This is a genomic window from Aestuariivirga sp., from assembly GCF_047602625.1.
Lineage (GTDB): Bacteria > Pseudomonadota > Alphaproteobacteria > Rhizobiales > Aestuariivirgaceae > Aestuariivirga.
This window is the reverse complement of sequence record NZ_JASGGV010000002.1, coordinates 2,657,048-2,676,608: the sequence shown is the minus strand read 5'-3', so window position 1 is coordinate 2,676,608 and position 19,561 is coordinate 2,657,048. Positions and strand designations below refer to the sequence as shown.

16 protein-coding genes and 1 pseudogene are annotated in these 19,561 nt (G+C 63.0%); 9 read left to right on the top strand and 8 right to left on the bottom strand.

Annotated elements, in window-relative coordinates; genetic code table 11:
* Nucleotides 1-107 precede the first annotated feature (107 nt).
* From QM694_RS18325 to QM694_RS18295, 7 genes are all read left to right on the top strand, one after another.
* A complete protein-coding gene (locus QM694_RS18325; protein WP_415008345.1) occupies nucleotides 108-935 on the top strand; it encodes a UDP-2,3-diacylglucosamine diphosphatase in 828 nt (275 codons plus the stop codon).
* Nucleotides 892-1,938, top strand: a complete 1,047-nt coding sequence (locus tag QM694_RS18320) for a glycosyltransferase family 4 protein (protein WP_415008344.1) — start codon at nucleotides 892-894, stop codon at nucleotides 1,936-1,938. The genes QM694_RS18325 and QM694_RS18320 overlap by 44 nt, the downstream gene beginning before the upstream one ends.
* 71 nt (nucleotides 1,939-2,009) lie before the next feature.
* Complete coding sequence (locus tag QM694_RS18315; RefSeq protein WP_415008343.1) at nucleotides 2,010-3,032, top strand: thiamine pyrophosphate-dependent dehydrogenase E1 component subunit alpha; 1,023 nt, start codon at nucleotides 2,010-2,012, stop codon at nucleotides 3,030-3,032.
* Nucleotides 3,029-4,024: an alpha-ketoacid dehydrogenase subunit beta gene (locus tag QM694_RS18310; RefSeq protein WP_415008342.1), complete on the top strand. Its 996-nt coding sequence runs from the start codon at nucleotides 3,029-3,031 to the stop codon at nucleotides 4,022-4,024. Before QM694_RS18315 ends, QM694_RS18310 begins: the two co-directional genes overlap by 4 nt.
* Before the next feature lie 3 nt (nucleotides 4,025-4,027).
* Nucleotides 4,028-5,266, top strand: a complete 1,239-nt coding sequence (locus QM694_RS18305) for a dihydrolipoamide acetyltransferase family protein (protein ID WP_415008341.1) — start codon at nucleotides 4,028-4,030, stop codon at nucleotides 5,264-5,266.
* A gap of 28 nt (nucleotides 5,267-5,294) precedes the next feature.
* A complete protein-coding gene (locus QM694_RS18300) occupies nucleotides 5,295-6,248 on the top strand; it encodes a carbohydrate kinase family protein (protein WP_415008340.1) in 954 nt (317 codons plus the stop codon).
* Complete coding sequence (locus QM694_RS18295; RefSeq protein WP_415008339.1) at nucleotides 6,245-7,228, top strand: sugar-binding transcriptional regulator; 984 nt, start codon at nucleotides 6,245-6,247, stop codon at nucleotides 7,226-7,228. The genes QM694_RS18300 and QM694_RS18295 overlap by 4 nt, the downstream gene beginning before the upstream one ends.
* Nucleotides 7,229-7,231: 3 nt before the next feature.
* On the opposite strand, the gene QM694_RS18290 is transcribed toward QM694_RS18295, so the two are convergent.
* The 5 genes from QM694_RS18290 to QM694_RS18270 form a co-directional block, all read right to left on the bottom strand.
* Nucleotides 7,232-9,625, bottom strand: a complete 2,394-nt coding sequence (locus QM694_RS18290) for an aldehyde dehydrogenase family protein (protein ID WP_415008338.1) — start codon at nucleotides 9,623-9,625, stop codon at nucleotides 7,232-7,234.
* Between the two features lie 9 nt (nucleotides 9,626-9,634).
* Nucleotides 9,635-10,627, bottom strand: coding sequence for a deoxyribose-phosphate aldolase (deoC, locus tag QM694_RS18285; protein WP_415008661.1), 993 nt, complete (start codon nucleotides 10,625-10,627; stop codon nucleotides 9,635-9,637).
* 57 nt (nucleotides 10,628-10,684) lie between these two features.
* Nucleotides 10,685-11,458, bottom strand: a complete 774-nt coding sequence (locus QM694_RS18280; protein ID WP_415008337.1) for an SDR family NAD(P)-dependent oxidoreductase — start codon at nucleotides 11,456-11,458, stop codon at nucleotides 10,685-10,687.
* Nucleotides 11,459-11,475: 17 nt separating this feature from the next.
* Nucleotides 11,476-12,312: a 3-keto-5-aminohexanoate cleavage protein gene (locus QM694_RS18275; RefSeq protein ID WP_415008336.1), complete on the bottom strand. Its 837-nt coding sequence runs from the start codon at nucleotides 12,310-12,312 to the stop codon at nucleotides 11,476-11,478.
* A gap of 71 nt (nucleotides 12,313-12,383) precedes the next feature.
* Nucleotides 12,384-14,687 carry a heavy metal translocating P-type ATPase gene (locus QM694_RS18270; protein ID WP_415008335.1) on the bottom strand — a complete coding sequence of 768 codons (2,304 nt, stop codon included), beginning with the start codon at nucleotides 14,685-14,687 and terminating at the stop codon, nucleotides 12,384-12,386.
* An 82-nt stretch (nucleotides 14,688-14,769) separates the two neighbouring features.
* Between QM694_RS18270 and cueR the strand changes: the two genes are divergently transcribed.
* Nucleotides 14,770-15,168, top strand: a complete 399-nt coding sequence (cueR, locus tag QM694_RS18265; protein ID WP_415008334.1) for a Cu(I)-responsive transcriptional regulator — start codon at nucleotides 14,770-14,772, stop codon at nucleotides 15,166-15,168.
* A 55-nt stretch (nucleotides 15,169-15,223) separates the two neighbouring features.
* The gene (gene hisD, locus QM694_RS18260) at nucleotides 15,224-16,528 is read left to right on the top strand and encodes a histidinol dehydrogenase (RefSeq protein ID WP_415008333.1); all 1,305 of its coding nucleotides are present in this window, start codon (nucleotides 15,224-15,226) and stop codon (nucleotides 16,526-16,528) included.
* Between the two features lie 39 nt (nucleotides 16,529-16,567).
* Here hisD and QM694_RS18255 read toward each other — a convergent pair whose 3' ends face one another.
* The 3 genes and pseudogenes from QM694_RS18255 to QM694_RS18245 form a co-directional block, all read right to left on the bottom strand.
* A complete protein-coding gene (locus QM694_RS18255) occupies nucleotides 16,568-17,377 on the bottom strand; it encodes an ABC transporter permease (RefSeq protein WP_415008332.1) in 810 nt (269 codons plus the stop codon).
* A 4-nt stretch (nucleotides 17,378-17,381) separates the two neighbouring features.
* Nucleotides 17,382-18,244: pseudogene (locus QM694_RS18250) on the bottom strand (ABC transporter permease).
* A 160-nt stretch (nucleotides 18,245-18,404) separates the two neighbouring features.
* Nucleotides 18,405-19,556: an ABC transporter substrate-binding protein gene (locus QM694_RS18245; protein WP_415008331.1), complete on the bottom strand. Its 1,152-nt coding sequence runs from the start codon at nucleotides 19,554-19,556 to the stop codon at nucleotides 18,405-18,407.
* Between the last annotated feature and the right edge of the window lie 5 nt (nucleotides 19,557-19,561).

Genomic DNA, 19,561 nt, shown 5'->3' with positions numbered 1-19,561 from the left:
GCTCGATGACGCTCCGTTTACGGAGCAATGACGGCGGCGTGTCCGCACCGTCATAAAAGTTTCACGGGAGTCGGATGGAAGGGCGCAGGAGCAACGCTGAACGACTCATGAGCTACATCGGCCCACATCCCCTGCGCTACCGCGCCATCTTCATTTCCGACATCCACATGGGCACGCGCCGCGCCAAGACGGAAGCGCTGCTTGAGTTCCTGCGGGTGACGGAAAGCGAGCAGCTCTATATCGTCGGCGATCTCGTCGACAACTGGGCGCTGCGCAAGGCGTGGCATTGGGACCAGTTGCACAACGACCTGATCCAGAAGCTGCTGCGCAAGGCCCGCAAGGGCACCAGGCTCATCTATATCCCCGGAAATCATGACGAGAATTTCCGCGACTTCGTGAATTTGCGCTTCGGCCGCGTCGCCGTTCTGGAGGAAGCCGTGCATGTCGGCGCCAATGGTAAGCGCTATCTGGTGCTGCATGGCGACAAATTCGATGGCGTGGTCTGCTTCGCGCCCTGGCTCGCCAGGCTGGGCGACCAGGCCTATGAGTTTTCGATGACGCTCAATGGCGCGGTGAACCGCGTTCGGCGTTTTTTCCGCCTGCCCTATTGGTCACTCTCCGCCTATCTCAAGAACCGGGTCAAGAAGGCGGTGGAGTTCATCTCGCGGTTTGAGGAAGCGGTGGTGCGCGAGGCCCGGCAGCGCCGGTGCGAAGGCGTCATCTGCGGCCATATCCACACGCCCGACGACCGCATGATTGACGGCATCCACTATCTCAACGACGGCGACTGGGTGGAAAGCTGCACGGCCCTCGTAGAGCACTTCGACGGCACGTTTGAAATTCTCGACTGGAATACCCTCGCCGCTCCCACCGAAAGCCCGACGCCAGCGCATGCGCATCCTGATCATCACCGACGCCTGGCACCCGCAGGTTAACGGCGTCGTCCGTACACTGAATGCCGTGGCGCGCGAATTGCGGGCGGCGGGCGATGGCGTGCGTTTCATTACGCCGGAGGGCCGGAAGAGTTGGCCGTTTCCGTTCTACAGCGAAATTTCACTCACCCGCACCAGCGCGCGCGCCATGGCGCGGGAAATCGGCGCCATCGCGCCCGACGCCATCCAGATTGCCACCGAAGGCCCGCTGGGCTGGGCGGCACGGCGGGCTTGCCTTGCCAATGGCTGGCGCTTCACCACCGGTTTTCACACCCGTTTCGCCGAATATGCGGCGGCGCGCATTCCGCTGCCCGGCATCACGGCGCTGGGATGGAGCATCCTCCGGCATTTCCATGCGCCGAGTCAGGGCGTGATGGTGCCCACCCCTTCCATCGGGCGCGAACTCTCCCAACGCCGCTTCAAGAATGTGAAAGTCTGGTCGCGCGGCGTCGACCATGCCCTGTTTCACCCTTACGAGGACGATCATCTGAAGCTGCCGCGCCCCATCCTGCTCTATGCCGGCCGGCTGGCGGTTGAAAAAGGCATCAAGGACTTTCTGTCCCTGGATGTGCCAGGCACCAAGGTGCTGGTGGGCGATGGGCCGGAGCGTGAAGAACTGCAGAAACTTTACCCCGCTGCGCATTTTCTCGGCTTCCGCCATGGCGAGGATTATGCGCGCACACTCGCCGCCGCCGATGTGATGGTATTTCCCAGCCGCACCGATACCTTCGGGCTGGTCATGCTGGAGGCCATGGCCTGCGGCACGCCGGTTGCCGCCTATAATGTGCCGTCGCCCATCGACGTGGTCTCCGATGGAACGTCGGGCTGCCTGTCGGCTGACCTCGCTGCCGCCGTTCAAGGCGCGCTGAAGCTGAACCGGGCCACCGTTCTGGAAGTAGCGCAGACCTTCAGCTGGGCGCGCACGGCCAGCCTGTTCCGCAGCTTTCTGGTGCCAGTGCAACCACCGGCCAGCGCCGCTGAGCCTGCCTTCGTGCCGCTGCGCTGACGTCAGCCAATATAATACATATTGACAGTTCCGAGAACAAAAGTATCCTAATCACTCCTGAGGATACGCCCATGAAACCGTCCCCACGCAAGGCGGCCGCCAATGCGCGGCCTTTTTACCGTTACCGCGATGCCGCCCAGCTGAAAGAGGCGCTCCGCCGCATGTATCTCATCCGGCGCTTCGAGGAAGGGGCGGAAGAGGCCTATATGCGCGGCCTCATCCACGGCACCATGCATCTGTCGATCGGCCAGGAAGCCTCTGCCGTCGGCTCTACCATGGCGCTCCGTACCACCGACTACATTACCTCCACCCATCGCGGCCACGGTCATTGCATCGGCAAGGGGGCGGATCCCAAGCTGATGTTCGCGGAATTCTTCGGCAAGGAAGAGGGCTATTGCCGGGGCCGCGGCGGCTCCATGCACATTGCCGATGTCGCTACTGGCAATCTTGGCGCCAATGGCATCGTGGCGGGCGGCATCCCCATTGCCGTCGGCGCGGCGCTCGCCATCAAGCGGCAGAAGCGCGATGACGTGGCCATGTGTTTCTTCGGCGATGGCGCCTCCAATGAAGGCGCCTTCCACGAGGCGCTCAACATGGCGGCGATCTGGAAGCTGCCGGTGGTGTTTGTCTGCGAGAACAACAAATACGGCATGTCGGTTTCAACCGAACGCTCGATGGCCGTCTCCAACGTCTCTGACCGCGCGGTAGGCTATGGCATGCCGGGCATCATCGTTGATGGCAACAACATCGCCGATGTGGCTGAGGCGATTGACGAGGCCATCGCGCGGGGGCGGCGCGGCGAGGGCCCCACGCTGGTCGAGTGCAAGACCTACCGCACGCGCGGTCATTCGCGCTCCGACCGCAACCGCTACCGCACCAAGGAAGAGATCGAGGAATGGAAGGCGCGCGATCCCATCGCCCATTTCGAAGCCGAGTTGGTATCCCATGGCATTGCCAGCGAGGATGAGGTGGCAGCCATCCGCGCGGCGGCGGAAGTCGAGATTGCCGATGGCATCCAGTTCGCGCAAGGCGGCACTGATCCCGATACGTCCGAAGTGACGCGCGACGTCTACACCACGGGAGCAGCGGCATGAGCGAGGCCCGCGAACTGAGCTATGCGCAGGCCGTCCAGGAAGCATTGGCGCAGGCCATGCAGGCAGACGAGCGCGTGTTCCTGATGGGCGAGGACATCGGCGTCTATGGCGGCGCCTTTCAGGTGACGGGCGATCTGGTGCACCGCTTCGGTGAAGACCGGGTGATTGACGCGCCGATTGCCGAACTGGGCCAGGCGGGCGTGGCAGTGGGCGCGGCCCTTGCCGGCAGCAAGCCGGTGCTGGAATTCCAGTTCTCGGATTTCGCAACGCTGGCCATGGAGCAGATCGCCAACCAGGCGGCCAAGCTCCGCTATATGCTGGGCGGCAAGGTGTCAGTGCCGCTGGTCATGCGCTTTCCCGCAGGCTCGGGCACTGGGGCTGCGGCCCAGCACAGCCAGTCCCTCGAAGCGTGGCTCGCCCATGTGCCGGGCCTCAAGGTGGTGCAGCCGTCAACGCCTTATGATGCGAAGGGCCTGCTGCTGGCGGCCATCGACGATCCCGATCCCGTCATGGTGTTCGAGCACAAGCTCCTCTACAAGACCAAGGGCGATGTGCCGGAAGAGGCCTACCGCATTCCCATCGGCAAGGCGCTGGTGCGCCGCGAGGGGACAGACGTTTCTGTAGTGGCAACTTCCATCATGGTACACAAGGCGCTGGAAGCCGCCGAGACGCTGGCCGCCGAAGGCATCAGCGTCGAGGTAATCGATCTCCGTACTCTTCGTCCGATGGATACGCCGACCATCATCGAGAGCGTCAAGAAAACCACCCGCCTCGCCTGTGTCTATGAAGGCGTGAAAACTTTGGGCATCGGTGCCGAGATCAGCGCCCGCATCGCCGAGAGTGAGGCGTTTGATTATTTGGACGCGCCGATCCTGCGTCTCGGTGGTGCTGAATCGCCCATTCCCTATAATCCGCAGCTTGAGAAGGCCGCCGTGCCGCAGGTGCCGGGCATCGTGGAGGCGCTTCGCAATCTCGTCACCGGCAGGACCTGAGCCATGGCGATCGAGGTCATTCTGCCCCGCGTCGACATGGATATGGCGACCGGCAAGATCAGCAAGTGGCATGTGAAGGATGGCGAGGCCGTCAAGAAGGGCGCGGCGCTGTTCGAGATCGAGACCGATAAGGCGGCGATGGAGATCGAAGCGCCCGCCGACGGCATCGTGCGTAACATCATTGTCGCCGAAGGCCAGTCAGCCGCCGTCGGAAGTGCCGTCGCCTATCTCTATGCGGAAGGCGAGGCGGTTTCGATTCCGCAGCCCAAAGCCGCCGCTGTTGAACAAAAGTCGCAGAGCATCGCGGCAGCGCCTGCCCCGTCCGCCCAGCAAATCGTTTCCATTTCCGATGGCCTTCGCGCCACGCCGCTGGCGCGCCGCCTGGCGCGGCAGGCTGGTGTCATGCTCGCGGGGGTTACCGGCAGCGGCCCGCGCGGACGGATCGTCGCCGATGATGTGCGAAAGGCGCAGGAGAAGGCACCGGCTCCGGCTGCTCCATCACGTGCGGCGGATGACCCGGCAAAGCTCTATGCACCCGGCAGCTTCGATGTGCAGCCGATTGATGGCATGCGGCGCACCATTGCCCAGCGCCTCACGCAGTCAAAGCAGACCATCCCGCATTTCTATCTCACCGTGACCTGCACGCTTGATGCCCTGCTCGCCGCCCGCGAGCGGCTGAACGCCTCCGCGCCGCTTGATGCAGAGAAGAAACCGCTGTGGCGGCTGTCAGTAAATGATTTCATCATCAAGGCCATGGCGCTGGCCTTGCAGAAAGTTCCCACCGCCAATGTCACGTGGACTGAGGACGGCATCCTCCGCCATCACGCCAGCGATGTGGGCGTAGCGGTTGCCGTCGAGGGCGGCCTGTTCACGCCGGTGGTGCGGGGTGCCGAGACGAAAACCCTGGCGCAGATTTCGCAGGAGATGAAGGCGCTGGCGGCAAAGGCGCGCGCCCGCAAACTCCAACCGGCCGATTGTCAGGGTGGCACGGCGGCGATTTCCAACCTCGGCATGTTCGGCATTGAGGAATTCACGGCCATCATCAATCCGCCGCATGCCAGTATTCTGGCAGTGGGCGCTGGCATCGAAGGCTTCGTGCCCGTGAACGGGCAGCCGGCGCTACGGACGCTCATGAAATGCACCCTCTCCTGCGATCACCGAGCCGTCGACGGCGCCGTGGGAGCGGAACTCCTGCAGGCCTTCCGCAGCCTCATTGAAGACCCGGTGCTGATGCTGGCATAGTCGGGCCTTCGCTCTGGGGAGAGCCACAGTGCCACAATACGACTACACCTCGATGGGTTTTTACACCTATGACTGCCTGGGCTGGCCCTTTACGGAGATGCTGCCCGGCGGCGGGACGGTGTTTATCGATGATTTTGCGCTCGCTGTTTCAGGCGCGGGCGGCACCGCCGCCATCGCCGCCGCGAAAATGGGATTGAAGACGCTCGCCGTCACCGGTGTGGGCGAAGACCTGATGGGCGACTGGGTGTTGCAGCATCTGGCGCGCTTCGGCGTTGATACGTCGGCAATCCAGCACCAGCCAGGCTGGCGCACGTCCTCCTCGATCGTCGCCACGCGCATGGACGGATCGCGGCCCGCGCTCCACATGAAGGGCGCCACCGGCAATTTCTTCGTCGATGATGCGCTGCTGCCCAAGGTGATTGACGCGAAAATCTTTCACGCCGGTGGCGTGGGGCTGATGACCGCCATGGACAAGGGCCGCAACGGCGAAGTGATGAAGGCCGCCAAGGCCAACGGCTGCCTCACCACCGTCGATGTCTTCGCGGGCTCGCCCGATGACATGACCGCCATCGCCGATGTCCTGCCGTATACGGATTATTTCATGCCCTCCATCGAAGAGGCGCAGGCGCTCAGCGGATTGACGGCGCGGCGCGATCTGGCGCGCTTCTTCCTCGATCTCGGCGTCAGGGCCTGCGTTCTCACGCTGGGCGGGGACGGCGTATATTATCATGATGCCGCCGGAGCGTCCTTTCACATGCCCGCCTTCGACGTGGCGGTCAAATGCACCTGCGGCTGCGGCGATGCCTTCGATGCAGGCTTTGCCGTGGCGCTGGTCAACGGCTTTGACGCGGAAACAACGGTGCGCTTCGCGCAGGCCACCTCGGCGCTCAATGCAACCGGGCTCGGGTCGCAGGCTGGAGTTGAGTCCTTTGAAAAGACACTTGCCTTCATGAAGGCCACGCCCATGAGACCCCGCGCATGAACATCGACTCCATCCCCCGCAAGGCAAAACCTGCGAACGGCGAACGCGGCGCGGGCCGGATCGCCCGCAACCGCATGCGCATCGCATGGATGTATTATGTCGAAGGGCTGACACAGCATGAGATCGCGGAGCGCCTCGGCATCGGGCGCGTCACGGTGGTGCGCAACATCAACGAGGCGATCCGCCAGCGCGAGGTGAAAATCTGGATCGAAGGCGAAGTGGCGGAATGCTTCGAACTGGAAACGCAGTTGAAGCAGCGCTTCGGCTTCAAGGATGCCGTGGTGGTGCCGGAGCCGACTTCGCCTGAGCATCTTCCCAAGGTCATCGGCGTTGCGGCCGGCATGTATGTGTCGGACGCGCTCGCCGACAACATGACCATCGGCCTGGGGTGGGGCGCCACGCTTTATGAATCACTCCAGACGCTTGCGCCGCGTGACCTCTCTCATGTTCAGGTCGTCTCGCTGCTCGGCGGCATCGTGCAGGCCAGGCGTTTCAATCCGTCTGAGTTCGCCTGGCAATTCGCGCGCAGCGTGGGGGCCGACTGCTATCTTCTTCAGGCCCCTGCGGTAGTCGATTTACCTGAAACGCGTAATGCGCTGATCGAGCGCTGCGGCCTCAATGAGGTGATCCAGCGGGCCGAACGCTGTGACATGGCGCTGATGGGCGTTGGCACCATGTCGGCAACATCAACCGTGTTCCGCTTCGGCCTCATTACCGACCGCGAGCGCGCGGAGTTGCGGCAACTTGGCGCCGTAGGCGATGTAATGTTCAATTTCTTCGACGCAAAAGGCCATTTGCTGGATCATCCCGTCAACAGCCGCGTCATGTCGATCCCTCTGGAAAGGCTGCGCACTGTGCCAACGCTCGTCATTGCCGCTGGCGGCAATGACAAGCTGGAGAGCCTGCGCGGCGCGCTGCGCCTCACCTCCTGCAATGTGCTGATCACCAATGAAGAGACGGCCCGCGCGCTGCTGGCCTGAACACTATTCGCCGTAGGGAATCCAGATATTCTTCACCTGCGTGGCACGGCGCAGATATTCGCCGCCCTGCCCCTGACTCGCGTCCAGCCAATTGCGCGCCTTGCCGTTGCTCACCCAGGTCGGTTTGAGATTTCCGGCGGAAGCCTTCTCGACAGCAGCGGACCCTTCCATGCCGCCAAAATACCAGAGCGCCGCAACGTCCTCGTGATCGGCCAAGGTCTTCGCCAGCTCGTCGCGGTCGCCGGTCACGATGTTCACAACGCCATCGGGCAAATCAGACGTATCGAACACCTGATAGAGGTCGGTCGCCGCGAAAGGATGGGCGGGCGATGGCACGGCCACCACGCGGTTGCCCATGGCAATGGCCGGCATGACCAGCGAGACGAAACCCAGCAGCGGGCATTCATCCGCACACAGAAGACCCATGATGCCGAAAGGCTCATTCATCGCCAGCGTCACCTCCCGCGTCTTGGTGGAGTGCACGCGGCCATCATATTTGTCGGCCTGTGCCGCATACCAGAAGATGCGGCGGAGACTCGCCTCCACTTCCGCCCTTGCCACCTTGGCGGATTGCCCCATCGCTTCGAGACGCGCGGCGAATTCATTGGCGCGGGCGTTCAGATTTTCGCCGATGTAGTAGAGCACCTGCGCGCGATTATGCGCCGTGGCGGAGGACCAGCCCGAAGCCTTGCCCGCCGCTTCCACAGCATTGCGAATGTCTTTGCGGTTGCCGAGCCCCGCCTGCCCGATCGCCTGGCCCTTGGCATTCAGCACGGAATAGCTGTAGCCGGAATCGGGCCGCGCCTGTTTGCCGCCGACATAGAGCTTGGCGGTGCGGTCAATCGACGGCAGGCCTTTCAGATCGATGGATTTGGCTGGCGCTATATTGAGAGCCGCTGCTTTTTTCTCCGAAGTCTTGGGAAGTTCCGCCTCCCATGTGGGCACCAGATATTCAAACATGCCCTCGCGCCCGCCCTCGCGGCCGAAGCCCGACTCGCGATAGCCCCCGAAGCCCGCCGCCGCGTCGAAGAGATTGGTGGAGTTGACCCACACCACGCCCGCCTTCATGCGCGCCGCCGTGTCGAGCACCAGGTTGATGTTCTCCGACCAGATGGTGGCGGCGAGGCCGTACCGCGTGTGATTGGCGAGTGCGGCCGCCTCTTCCGGCGTGCGGAAGGTCATCACCGCCGCAACAGGACCGAAAATCTCCACATCCATCACGGTGGACGCGGTATCGACATCGGTGAAGAGGGACGGCGGGAAATAATAGCCCTTCTCCGGCAGCGGGCAGGAGGCCTGCAGCAGCGTGCCGCCCTCGTCCTGGCCCTTCGCCACGATCTCGCGGATGCGTTTCAGCTGCACCGGATCGACAACCGGCCCCATGTCCACCGACTTGTCGAGCGGATCGCCGACGCGCAACGTCTCCATGCGGCGGCGGAGTTTGCCTAGAAATTTTTCCGCGATGCCTTCCTGCACGAGAAGGCGAGAGCCCGCGCAGCACACCTGCCCCTGATTGAACCAGATGGCGTCGACCACGCCTTCCACCGCCGCGTCGAGATCGGCATCTTCATGCACGATGAAGGGCGATTTGCCGCCGAGTTCGAGCGACAGCTTCTTGCCGGAACCGGCGGTGGCCTTGCGGATCAGCCGGCCCACCTCTGTCGAGCCCGTGAAGGCGATCTTGTCCACATCGGGATGCTCCACCAGCGCCTGCCCGGTGCGGCCATCGCCCGTCACGATGTTGACGACGCCCGGCGGCAGGCCCGCCTCATGGCAGATTTCGGCGAAGGCGAGTGCTGTCAGTGGTGTATATTCGGCGGGCTTCAGCACCACGGTGTTGCCCGCAGCGAGTGCCGGGGCGATTTTCCACGCCAGCATCAGCAGCGGAAAATTCCACGGAATGATCTGCCCGCACACGCCCACCGGCTGATAGTCCGGAAACTCATCGGCGATCAGCTCCGCCCAGCCGGCGTGATGGTAGAAATGCCTGGCCACCAGCGGCACGTCGATGTCGCGGCTCTCGCGGATGGGTTTGCCATTGTCCATGGTTTCCAGCACGGCGAGAAAGCGCTCGCGCTTCTGGATGAGACGGGCGATGGCATAGAGATGCGTGGCGCGCGTATGGCCGTCGAGCTTCGCCCACGCCGGAAAGGCCTTGCGCGCCGCCTTCACCGCCTGGTCCACATCCGCGGGTGTTCCCTGCGAGACGCGCGCCAGCTTCGCCTCCGTGGCGGGGTTCATCACGTCGAAGGTTTCGCTTCCCACTTTCGTGAAAGCGCCATTGATGAACTGGCCTAAGCCTGCCTCATGGGTCTTCAACCATTGGGTGATGGCGCTGTTGGCTTCCGGCGCCGGGCCATAGTCCATGGTGTCGAGAATCTCTTTCACGCGCGGCATTGCATTTCCTCAGGCGAGCGGATGATGGGTGAGGGCGGAATAGCGACCCGTCACATGATGTTCGAGCTGGCGTTCGATGTCGGCCAGCATGGAAGACGCGCCGATGCGGAACAGATCAGGCTCCAGCCAGCGGCGGCCCAGCTCTTCCTTCATGAGGATCAACCACGACACTGCATCCTTCGATGTCTTGAGGCCGCCCGCCGGCTTGAAGCCGATCTTGTAGCTGGTGAGTTCGCCATAATCGCGCAGCGCCCGCACCATCACGAGGCTCACCGGCAGGGTGGCGTTCACATCTTCCTTGCCGGTCGAGGTCTTGATGAAATCTGCCCCCGCCTGCATCGCCACCATCGAGGCCTTGTAGACATTGCGCAGGGTCTTCAATTCACCGGTCGCCAGAATGGCCTTCATGTGGGCATCGCCGCAGGCCTCGCGCATGGCGGCAACTTCATCATAGAGTGCACGCCAATCCTGCATCAGCACCAGGGCGCGGTGGATGACGATGTCGATTTCCTCCGCACCCTGATCAACGGCATAGCGGATTTCGGCCAGGCGTTGCGGCAGCGGCGTCAGTCCGGCGGGAAAGCCCGTCGCCACCGAGGCAACGGGAATGCTGGAGCCGCGCAGCGCTTTCACCGCAGGCGGCACCATGGAGGGATAGACACAGACGGCGGCGACCTTCGGCGGTGCGTCGGCCAGCCCCAGCGCCTCGACGATGTCGTCGCGCAGGGGCCGCATGGCCTTGTTGCACAGGCGATGCACGCGCCCCGGCGTGTCGTCACCCGAGAGTGTCGTGAGATCGATGCATTGCAGCGCCTTCACCAGCCAGGCCGCCTGATACTCCTTCTTCACGGTACGGCGGGTGCCCAGTGTGGCGGCGCGGCGTTCGGCGGCGGAGAGGTTCACCTGCGCATCCTCGAACCATTCAGGCTTCAGCGCCGTGCCGGGATTGCGCTCGACATGATCGCCCAGCGGCAGCTTCACCACTGTGCCGCGCGGGATCATCTGACGGACATCGCTCATGTCACCAACTCCTTCACAAGGCCTCAGTCTAGCGCAGCTTCACCAGCAGGTGTAGCCGCCATCCGCCATGACGATGGAGCCGGTCAGCAGGCTTGACGCGTCGCTGGCGAGGAACAGCACCACGGCGGCGATTTCAGACGGCTGGCCCATGCGGCCCATGGGCGTGCCGTCCAGCCAGTATTTCATCATGCTGGACCCTTCGGCCACCGATTTCGTCATGTCGGACTCAATATAGGTCGGAGCCACCGCATTCACCCGCACCTTGCGTGTGGCCCATTCCGCCGCCAGCGAGCGGGTGAGGTGATGGACGCCCGCCTTGGACGCATTGTATTGCGACTGTTCCTGCGGCTTGTTCACGATGTCGGCGGAGATCGAGCCGATGTTGACGATGTTGCCTGATCCTTGTTCCAGCATCGCCTTGCCGAAGGCGCGGCAGCACCAGAAGACGCCATTGAGGTTGACGTCCAGCACCTTGAGCCATGTGGGGTCGCTCATGCTCTCGGCGGGCTCATTGGAAATGGCGATGCCCGCATTGTTGACGAGAATATCCACCCGGCCATGACGCTTCACGATCGCCTGCTGCACCTTTTCGACGGCGCGGGGGTCGGTCACGTCAAGCTGCTCGCTCGAGGTCTTGCGCCCCTTGGCGGCGAGTTTCGCCGCTGCGTCTTTCGCGCCCTCGCCATTCATGTCGGCGATGACGACGGTGGCCCCCGCCTCGCTCAGCGCATCGGCAATCGCATAGCCGATGCCGCGCGCGCCGCCGGTGACCACGGCGATCTTTCCATCAAGGCGGAATTTTTCAAGATACATCTCGGCACTCCAGTTTTCTACAACGTGAATGGTGGCAGGCCCAGAAGGGCGCGGGCCTCGGCGAAGCTGGCGGGATGGCGGTCATAGTTCGCACACAGGGCGGCGACCCGGCCCACCAGCTCGGCGTTGGATTTGGCAAGGCGCGTTTCATCCCAGCGGATATTGTCCTCAAGGCCGGTGCGGCAATGGCCGCCGCGCTCCAGGCACCAGCGGTTCACCGTCAACTGATCCTTGCCGATGCCCGCTGCCACCCATGTCGTTTCGGGCGCGATGCGCTCAACCTCGTTCACGAAGAAATCAAAGGCCTGCCGCACCACCGGCATGGCGTTCTTCACGCCCATCACGAACTGAACGTGCAGTGGCTTTTCCAGAATGCCCTCATCGGCCATGCGGAAGGCCTGATAGAGCATGGAGATGTCGAAGCATTCGATCTCGGGCTTCACATGATGCTGGCGCATCAGATCAGCCAGTTCGCGGATCAGCGTGGGATGGTTTTCATAAATGATGGTCGGGAAGTTGCAGGACCCGGTGGAGAGCGAGGCCATGTCGCAGCCCAGATGCAACATCCCGCCTCGCTCCGATCCCTTTCCCGAACGCCCACCGGTCGAGAACTGCACGATCAGGCCGGGACAATGCTTGCGCAGGCCTTCCAGCAATTGCGCGAAACGCTCAGGGTTCGATGTCGGCGTCTGGTCGTCATTGCGCACATGCACATGGGCTATCGATGCACCCGCCTCAAAGGCGGCGTGGGTTGACTCCACCTGTTCAGCCACGGTGATGGGCACCGCGGGATTGTTCTCCTTGCGGGGCACGGAGCCGGTGATGGCGACGGTGATGATGCAGGGTTTCGTCACGGGTGAAGCACGTTCGCTGGTTGCGGGCGGACTGTGGCCTGCCCCCGCCCGCAACGCAAGCAGAATGGCCGCTAAAGTTTGAGCGACCGCAGGCGCAGCGCATTGCCCACCACGCTCACCGAACTGAGCGCCATCGCTCCCGCCGCGAGAGCTGGCGAGAGCAGAAGGCCAAAGAGCGGATAAAGCGCACCCGCCGCAACGGGAACGCCCGCCGCATTGTAGATGAAGGCGAAGAACAGGTTCTGCCGGATATTGCCCATCACGGCTTTGGAGAGATGCCTGGCCTTCACCAGCGCCGCCAGATCGCCTTTCAGCAATGTAAGCCCCGCGCTTTCAATCGCCACATCGGAGCCTGTTGCCATGGCGATGCCGACATCGGCGGCGGCAAGTGCCGGAGCGTCGTTCACGCCATCACCCGCCATGGCGACGATGCGGCCTTCCGATTTCAGCTTGTTGACGATTTCAGCCTTGCCATCCGGCAGCACGCCCGCTTCCACCTCGCTGATGCCAAGGCGGCCTGCAATGGCTTTGGCCGTAGTGGCGTTGTCGCCGGTCAGCATCACGATGCGCAAGCCTTCGGCCTTCAAAGCGGCCAATGCCTTCGGCGCCGTCGTCTTTACCGGATCGGCAATGGCGATGGCGCCTGCCGCCTTGCCATTAATGGCAGCGAAGATCACCGTGGCACCTTCCTGCCGAAAGGCTTCGGCCTCACTAGCAAGACCGCCCGTCTCGATCTTCAGTTCGCGAAGAAATTCCGCATTGCCCAATACGATGCGCTTGCGCTCCACCATGCCGATGGCGCCCTTGCCGGCGGGAGAATCAAATCCCATGACGCGCGGAATGGCGAGCTGGCGCGCCATGGCCGCCTTCACGATGGCCTTGGCCAGCGGATGTTCGCTCGCCTGCTCCACGCCCGCCGCCAGCCGCAGCACTTCGTCTTCGGAAAAGCCTTCGGCGGTGATGATCTGCGTCACCGCGGGCTGGCCTTCGGTGAGCGTGCCGGTCTTGTCGATCACCAGCGTATCGACCTTCTCCAGCCGCTCAAGCGCTGCCGCATTGCGCACGAGAATGCCAGCGCGCGCCCCGCGTCCCACGCCCACCATGATCGACATCGGCGTGGCAAGTCCCAGCGCGCAGGGACAGGCGATGATGAGCACCGCAACGGCCGCCACCAGCGCATAGGCGAAGCGCGGGTCCGGCCCCCAATAAGCCCAGGCGATGAAGGCGAGCGCCGCCACCGCGAAGACCAGCGGCACGAACCATCCCGCCACGCTGTCGGCCAGCCGCTGGATCGGCGCGCGGCTCCGCTGCGCCTCCGCCACCATCTGCACGATGCGCGACAGCATGGTGTCGCGCCCCACCTTTTCGGCTTTCATCACAAGCCCGCCGGAGGAGAGAATGGTGCCGCCGATCAGCGTTGCCCCCTGCTCCTTGCTCACCGGCATGGATTCGCCCGTCACCATGGCTTCGTCCGCACTGCCACGCCCTTCAGTCACAACGCCGTCCACCGGCACTTTTTCGCCGGGGCGCACACGCAGCACGTCGCCTGCCGAAACCTGTTCCAGCGCCACGTCCTCCTCGCTGCCATCGGAATTGATGCGCCGCGCCGTGGCGGGGGCAAGGTTCAGCAGCGCGCAGATGGCGCTCGATGTCTGTTCTCGGGCGCGCAGTTCCAGCACCTGCCCCAGCAGCACCAGCACGGTGATGACGGCGGCGGACTCGAAATAGACCGGCACCTTCCCATGCATATCCTGAAACGCCGCCGGGAAAATCTGCGGCGCAAAGATGGCCGCAACGCTGTAGGCATAGGCGACGCCCGTTCCGACGGCGATCAGGCTGAACATGTTGAGATGGCGCGTCACGAAGGATTGCCAGCCGCGCACGAAAAACGGCCATCCCGCCCACAACACCACGGGCGTGGCGAGCGCGAACTGGATGAAGTTGCCGTAAGCCACATGCCATCCGAACAGATGCCCACCCATCTCCAGCACGAACAGCGGCAAGGTGATTGCCAGGGCAATCCAGAAGCGCCTGGTCATGTCGATCAGTTCGTGATTGGGCGCGGCCTCCGCCGTCACCATGAGAGGCTCCAGCGCCATGCCGCAGATCGCGCAGGCGCCGGGGCCGATCTGCCGGATTTCAGGATGCATGGGGCAGGTGAATTCCGTGCCCGCCGGCACCTGCGTCTCCTCCTTCAGCGAGGGGTTGAGATATTTCTCAGGGTTCGCGATGAATTTCGTGCGGCAGGAGGGATTGCAGAAATAATAGGTGTGGCCATGATGATCGGCGTTCAGCTTGCTGGTCCTGGGGTCCACGCGCATGCCGCAGACGGGATCAATCGCCAATCTTTCCGCGGCGTGGTGGGTATGGGCCATGACGGCCTCCGATCTCTGGACTTACGTTTCGCGCCCTTCTAAACCTTACCATCATGGTAAGGTCAAGCCTAGAGAAACACCCATGAACATCGGTGAAGCTGCTGCGGCATCGGGCGTCTCGCCCAAGATGATCCGCTATTATGAATCGACGGGGCTCTTGCCTACGGCAGGACGCACACAGAGCGGCTACCGCAGCTATGACATGAAGGACGTGCACCGCCTGCGCTTCGTCCGCCGGGCGCGCGATTTCGGTTTCGCCATGCCGCAGATCGAAACGCTGCTGGCGCTGTGGAGCGACAAGAAGCGGCCGAGCAAGGACGTGAAGGCCGTGGCGCTCGCCCATGTGGCGGAGCTTGATGAAAAGATCGCCCATCTCCGCGAGATGCGGAACACGCTCGCCCATCTCGCCCATTGCTGCGCGGGCGACAGCCGCCCGGATTGCCCGATTCTCGAAGGGCTGGAAGGATCGCACGGGCGCTAAACTTGCGCGCAAACCCTTCGCGCGCCATGCTGCCGTTTCAGATCAGGAGAAGTTTATGCCGCTGCCCAAGAGCCTCGACGGAAAAATCACCTTCATCAAGAAGCCCGGCGAGCCCGACGCCAGTGGCCAACCGGTCATCGCCGAAACCGTGCGCGGCATTCTCGATGATGTGAAGGCCAGAGGCGATGCGGCGCTCCGCGACTATTCCAAAAAGTTCGACAATATCGATGTTCAGGCCATCGAGGTGACGAAGGCCGAGCAGCAGGCGGCGATCGGCAATCTTGAAAAGCAGCAGCGCGCCGATACGGAATTCGCCATCGCGCAGGTCAAGGCCTTCGCCACTGCGCAGCGGGCCACCATGCTGCCGCTTGAAATCGAACCCCTGCCCGGCGTGCATCTCGGCCACCGCATCATCCCCATTGAGCGCGTCGGCGCCTATGTGCCGGGCGGGCGCTATCCGCTGCTGTCAGCGCCGGTGATGACGCTGGTTCCGGCCAAGGTCGCGGGCTGTGATGAGGTGATCGCCTGCCTGCCGCCCGGCGCCCATCCCGCCATGATCGCCGGCTGCGCGCTCTCGGGCGCCGACCGTATTTTCCGTATCGGCGGCGCGCAGGCGATTGCCGCCATGGCCTTCGGCACTGAAACCATTCCGGCGGTCGACAAGATTTTCGGCCCCGGCAATGCCTTCGTGAACGAGGCGAAACGGCAGGTGTTCGGCCCGGTCGGCATCGACCAGCTGGCCGGCCCCAGCGAAATCTTCACCGTGGCGGATGAGACGGGCGATCCCGAAATGATCGCCGCCGATCTCCTGGCGCAGGCCGAGCATGACGTGCGCACCCGCGTCGGCCTCATCACTACCGACAAAAAGCTGGCCGAGGCGACGCTCGCCACCATCACCAGATTTCTCACGCGGCTCCCCACCGCGCAGGTGGCTGCCCCGGCGTGGCGGGATTTCGGGCAGATTGTTCTGTGCGCGGATGAAACGGCGATGATCGCCTATTCCGACCATATCGCCGCCGAGCATCTGCAGGTGCACACGCGAGATCCCAAAGCCACCGCGAAGAAGCTGCGCAACTACGGTTCGCTGTTCATCGGCACCAATGCCAGCGTCGTCTACTCCGACAAATGTTCCGGCACCAACCACACGCTGCCCACCATGGCGGCGGGAAAATACACGGGCGGCCTGTGGGTCGGCTCCTATGTCAAAGTCTGCACGCATCAGTGGATCGATGACTCAGGCGTTGCAGCCATCGCATGGCCCGCCATCCGCCAGAGCACCAATGAAGGCATGCACGGCCACCGCCGCGCCGCCCACTTCCGCCTCGACCGCGCGGCGATGCTGAAGGAATATACGGAATAGTGTCTTTCCGTTCTTCCTGTGCGGGAGAAGGAAGACAAGTCACGCTGTCCCCACCGCCTTCTCGCCCTTCCTAAGGATCACCTGCGCCGCGATGAGCAGCAGGAAGGAGCTGAGCAGCACCACCGTGCCCACCGCATTGATTTCCGGCGTGACGCCACGGCGGATGGAGGAGAAAACGTAAATCGGCAGCGTCACGTTCGGGCCCGCCACGAAGAAGGCGATGATGAAATCCTCGAATGAAAAGGTGAACGCAAGCAGGAACCCGGCGAGAATCGATGGCGTGAGCAGCGGCAGCACCACCTGCCGGAAGGTGCCGAACGGCGTTGCGTAGAGATCATTCGACGCTTCGACCAGGCTGCGGTCCATGCCCGTCAATCGCGCGCGCACCAGCATGCAGACAACGGCGATGTTGAACAGCACATGCGCCGCTACCACCGTCCACACGCCCATTTCCACCTTGATGTTCATCGCCTGCTCGAGCCACGGGTTCAGCGCATCGAACAGCGTAACAAAGGCGATCAAGGTGGAAATGCCGATGACGATGCCGGGGATCATGATGGCGATGTAAAGCAGCGCATCGAAGATGTGCCGCGTGACGCCCTGCATCCGCTCCAGACCCAGCGCCGTGAGCGTGCCGATGATGGCGGAAAGAAAGGCCGTCGAGCCCGCGATGATGAGGCTGGTCATCAGCGCGTCCATGATGAGCGGATTGGAGAAGGCCTTGCCGTACCATTGCAGCGAGAAGCCCTGCCAGTCCATGGCGTAGCGCCCGGAATTGAAGGAGAAGCCGACGATCAGCGCGATCGGTGCGTAGAGGAAGATATAGATGAGGATCGCGTAGAGGCGCATGCGGCTACACCAGGGCGGTGCGCTTCAGGCCCGATTTCCCGAGCACAAAACGCATGTAAAAATAGATGGTGACGAACATGATGGCGACCAGCGCCACCGACACGGCGGCGCCGAACGGCCAGTTGCGCGATTGCAGGAACAGGTCCACCAGCGCATTGCCGATGAAGAACACTTTTCCGCCGCCCAGAAACTGCGGCAGGATATAGTCGCCCATCAGCAGGATGAACACCAGCATGGAGCCCGTGGCGACGCCGGGCAGCGACAGCGGCAGGGTGACCTGCAGAAAGCTGCGCCATGGCGTTGAGCCGAGATCGGCGGAGGCTTCGAGCAGCCGCTTGTCGAGTTTCTCGAGACTCACATAGATGGGCGGCACCATGAGCGGCAGGAAGCCATAGACCGCGCCGATCAGCACCGCCCACGGCGTGTTGATGAGGCGGACATCGGCGATGCCCAGCCAGTTGAGCCAGCCCGGAATGCCCTTGGCGCCGAGGATCATCATCCACGCATAATAGCGGAGCAGCTGGCTGGTCCAGAACGGCGCCATGACCAGCACGAGCAGCGTGACGCGCCAGCGCGGCGAGGTTTTGACCGCCAGGAAGTAAGCCATCGGATAGGCGAACAGTGCCGTGAGGAAGGTGGCGAACGGCGCCAGTGTTAGCGTGTTGTAGAAGGCTTTTCCGCGCGCCGGGAGATTGAGATAATTGTCGAAGGTGAAGGCCGCTTGATAGCCGCCCGCAGGCGCACGCTCGCCGAAGGAATAGACGAGCACAACCGCCATCGGCAGGATCAGCAGGAAAAACAGGAAAAGCTCGCCGGCGCCAGAAGCGCCGCCGTAACCGCGCGGGACCGTGTAGTGGATGAGGGCATCTGGCCTTTCAGATCAAGCACACAACACTTCTCCCTCTCCACACCAGTGGGGAGGGTGGATCGCGCGTGAGCGCGAGACGGGTGGGGACGGTGCCAGAAAATTTTGACACCTCGCCACCCCAGCCTGCCCTCCCCGCACCGCGGGGAGGGAGTTTCATTATTACGCCGCCTTGAAGCGCGCCATGATTTCGGCGCGGAGCGGGCTGGTGAGGGTTTCGGCGGCGCCGAACTCCAGCGTCGAAAGGGCTTCAGCGGCCGGATAGAGGATCGGGTTGCCCGTCAGCTCCTTCGGCAGCAGCTTGTTCACGCGATCATCCGTGGACGGAGCGCCATGCGCCAGGATTTCCTTGGCGTTGATGGCGGGTGTGAGGATGTAGTCGAGGAAGGCATAGGCCGCCTCGCGGTTGGGCGCGCCCTTCACGACCGCATAATGGTCGGCCCAGATCTCACCGCCCTCTTTGCCGAGGATATATTCCATCTCCGGCATGTCGCGGTGAAGCTGCGCCGCGTCATTGGTCCAGCACATGGCCATGTCGGCGTCGCCATTGCGCATCGGCGGCTGATAGTCGGACGTGATGCCGAACAGATGCGGCTTGATGGCGAGGAGAAGTTTCTCGGCGTCGGCGTTTTCCTTCTCGTCCAGCGAGTTGAAGGAGTAGCCATAATATTTCAGCGCATTGCCGATGGTGGTGAGCTGATAGTCATGCGTCGTCACCTTGCCGGAGAGCGGGCCCTGCGTGAGGTCATAGAATTCCTTCCATGTCGTGGGCTTCTGCGTGACGTTCTTGGTGTTGACGATGAAGCCGGTGGTGCCCCAGTCCTTCAGCACCGCATAGGTCACGCCATCAATGGTGCCCGGCCCCAGGAAGCGCGGATCCTGCGCCTTGGCATCATAGTTGGGGATCAGGGACATATCGATCGGCTCGATCAGGTCGAGCTTCTTGTAGGTCGAGATCGTGTAGTTGGTGGGCACGAACACGTCCCAGCCGGTGGAGCCCGCTTGCAGCTTGGCCAGCATTTCCTCGTTCGAGCCGAAGATGGTGACGTTGATCTTCACACCCGTCTTGGCGGTGAAATCATCGAAATTCTGCTGCGAGAAATAATTGGGCCAGGTCACGAAGTTCAGCGTGCCCGAAGGTGCGGCGACGGCCTTGCGGGGCCTGAGGCCGGGCACCGCCGTGCTCATGACAGCGGTGGCAACGCCCAATCCTGTGACGCCGAGGAAATGACGGCGGGTGACGGAGCCTTTCTGATAGCGCCGCAGCTCATCCAGAAATTTCCTGGCTGGAATGTAATCGATCTTGTCTGTCATCGCGT

What these genes read in the sequence shown, in the direction of transcription:
- QM694_RS18325 (WP_415008345.1), top strand. Translation starts at nt 108, where the DNA reads ATGAGCTACATCGGCCCACATCCCCTGCGCTACCGCGCCATCTTCATT.
- QM694_RS18320 (WP_415008344.1), top strand. Translation starts at nt 892, where the DNA reads ATGCGCATCCTGATCATCACCGACGCCTGGCACCCGCAGGTTAACGGC.
- QM694_RS18315 (WP_415008343.1), top strand. Translation starts at nt 2,010, where the DNA reads ATGAAACCGTCCCCACGCAAGGCGGCCGCCAATGCGCGGCCTTTTTAC.
- QM694_RS18310 (WP_415008342.1), top strand. Translation starts at nt 3,029, where the DNA reads ATGAGCGAGGCCCGCGAACTGAGCTATGCGCAGGCCGTCCAGGAAGCA.
- QM694_RS18305 (WP_415008341.1), top strand. Translation starts at nt 4,028, where the DNA reads ATGGCGATCGAGGTCATTCTGCCCCGCGTCGACATGGATATGGCGACC.
- QM694_RS18295 (WP_415008339.1), top strand. Translation starts at nt 6,245, where the DNA reads ATGAACATCGACTCCATCCCCCGCAAGGCAAAACCTGCGAACGGCGAA.
- QM694_RS18290 (WP_415008338.1), bottom strand. Translation starts at nt 9,625, where the DNA reads ATGCCGCGCGTGAAAGAGATTCTCGACACCATGGACTATGGCCCGGCG.
- deoC (WP_415008661.1), bottom strand. Translation starts at nt 10,627, where the DNA reads ATGATCCCGCGCGGCACAGTGGTGAAGCTGCCGCTGGGCGATCATGTC.
- QM694_RS18280 (WP_415008337.1), bottom strand. Translation starts at nt 11,458, where the DNA reads ATGTATCTTGAAAAATTCCGCCTTGATGGAAAGATCGCCGTGGTCACC.
- QM694_RS18270 (WP_415008335.1), bottom strand. Translation starts at nt 14,687, where the DNA reads ATGGCCCATACCCACCACGCCGCGGAAAGATTGGCGATTGATCCCGTC.
- cueR (WP_415008334.1), top strand. Translation starts at nt 14,770, where the DNA reads ATGAACATCGGTGAAGCTGCTGCGGCATCGGGCGTCTCGCCCAAGATG.
- hisD (WP_415008333.1), top strand. Translation starts at nt 15,224, where the DNA reads ATGCCGCTGCCCAAGAGCCTCGACGGAAAAATCACCTTCATCAAGAAG.
- QM694_RS18255 (WP_415008332.1), bottom strand. Translation starts at nt 17,377, where the DNA reads ATGCGCCTCTACGCGATCCTCATCTATATCTTCCTCTACGCACCGATC.
- QM694_RS18245 (WP_415008331.1), bottom strand. Translation starts at nt 19,556, where the DNA reads ATGACAGACAAGATCGATTACATTCCAGCCAGGAAATTTCTGGATGAG.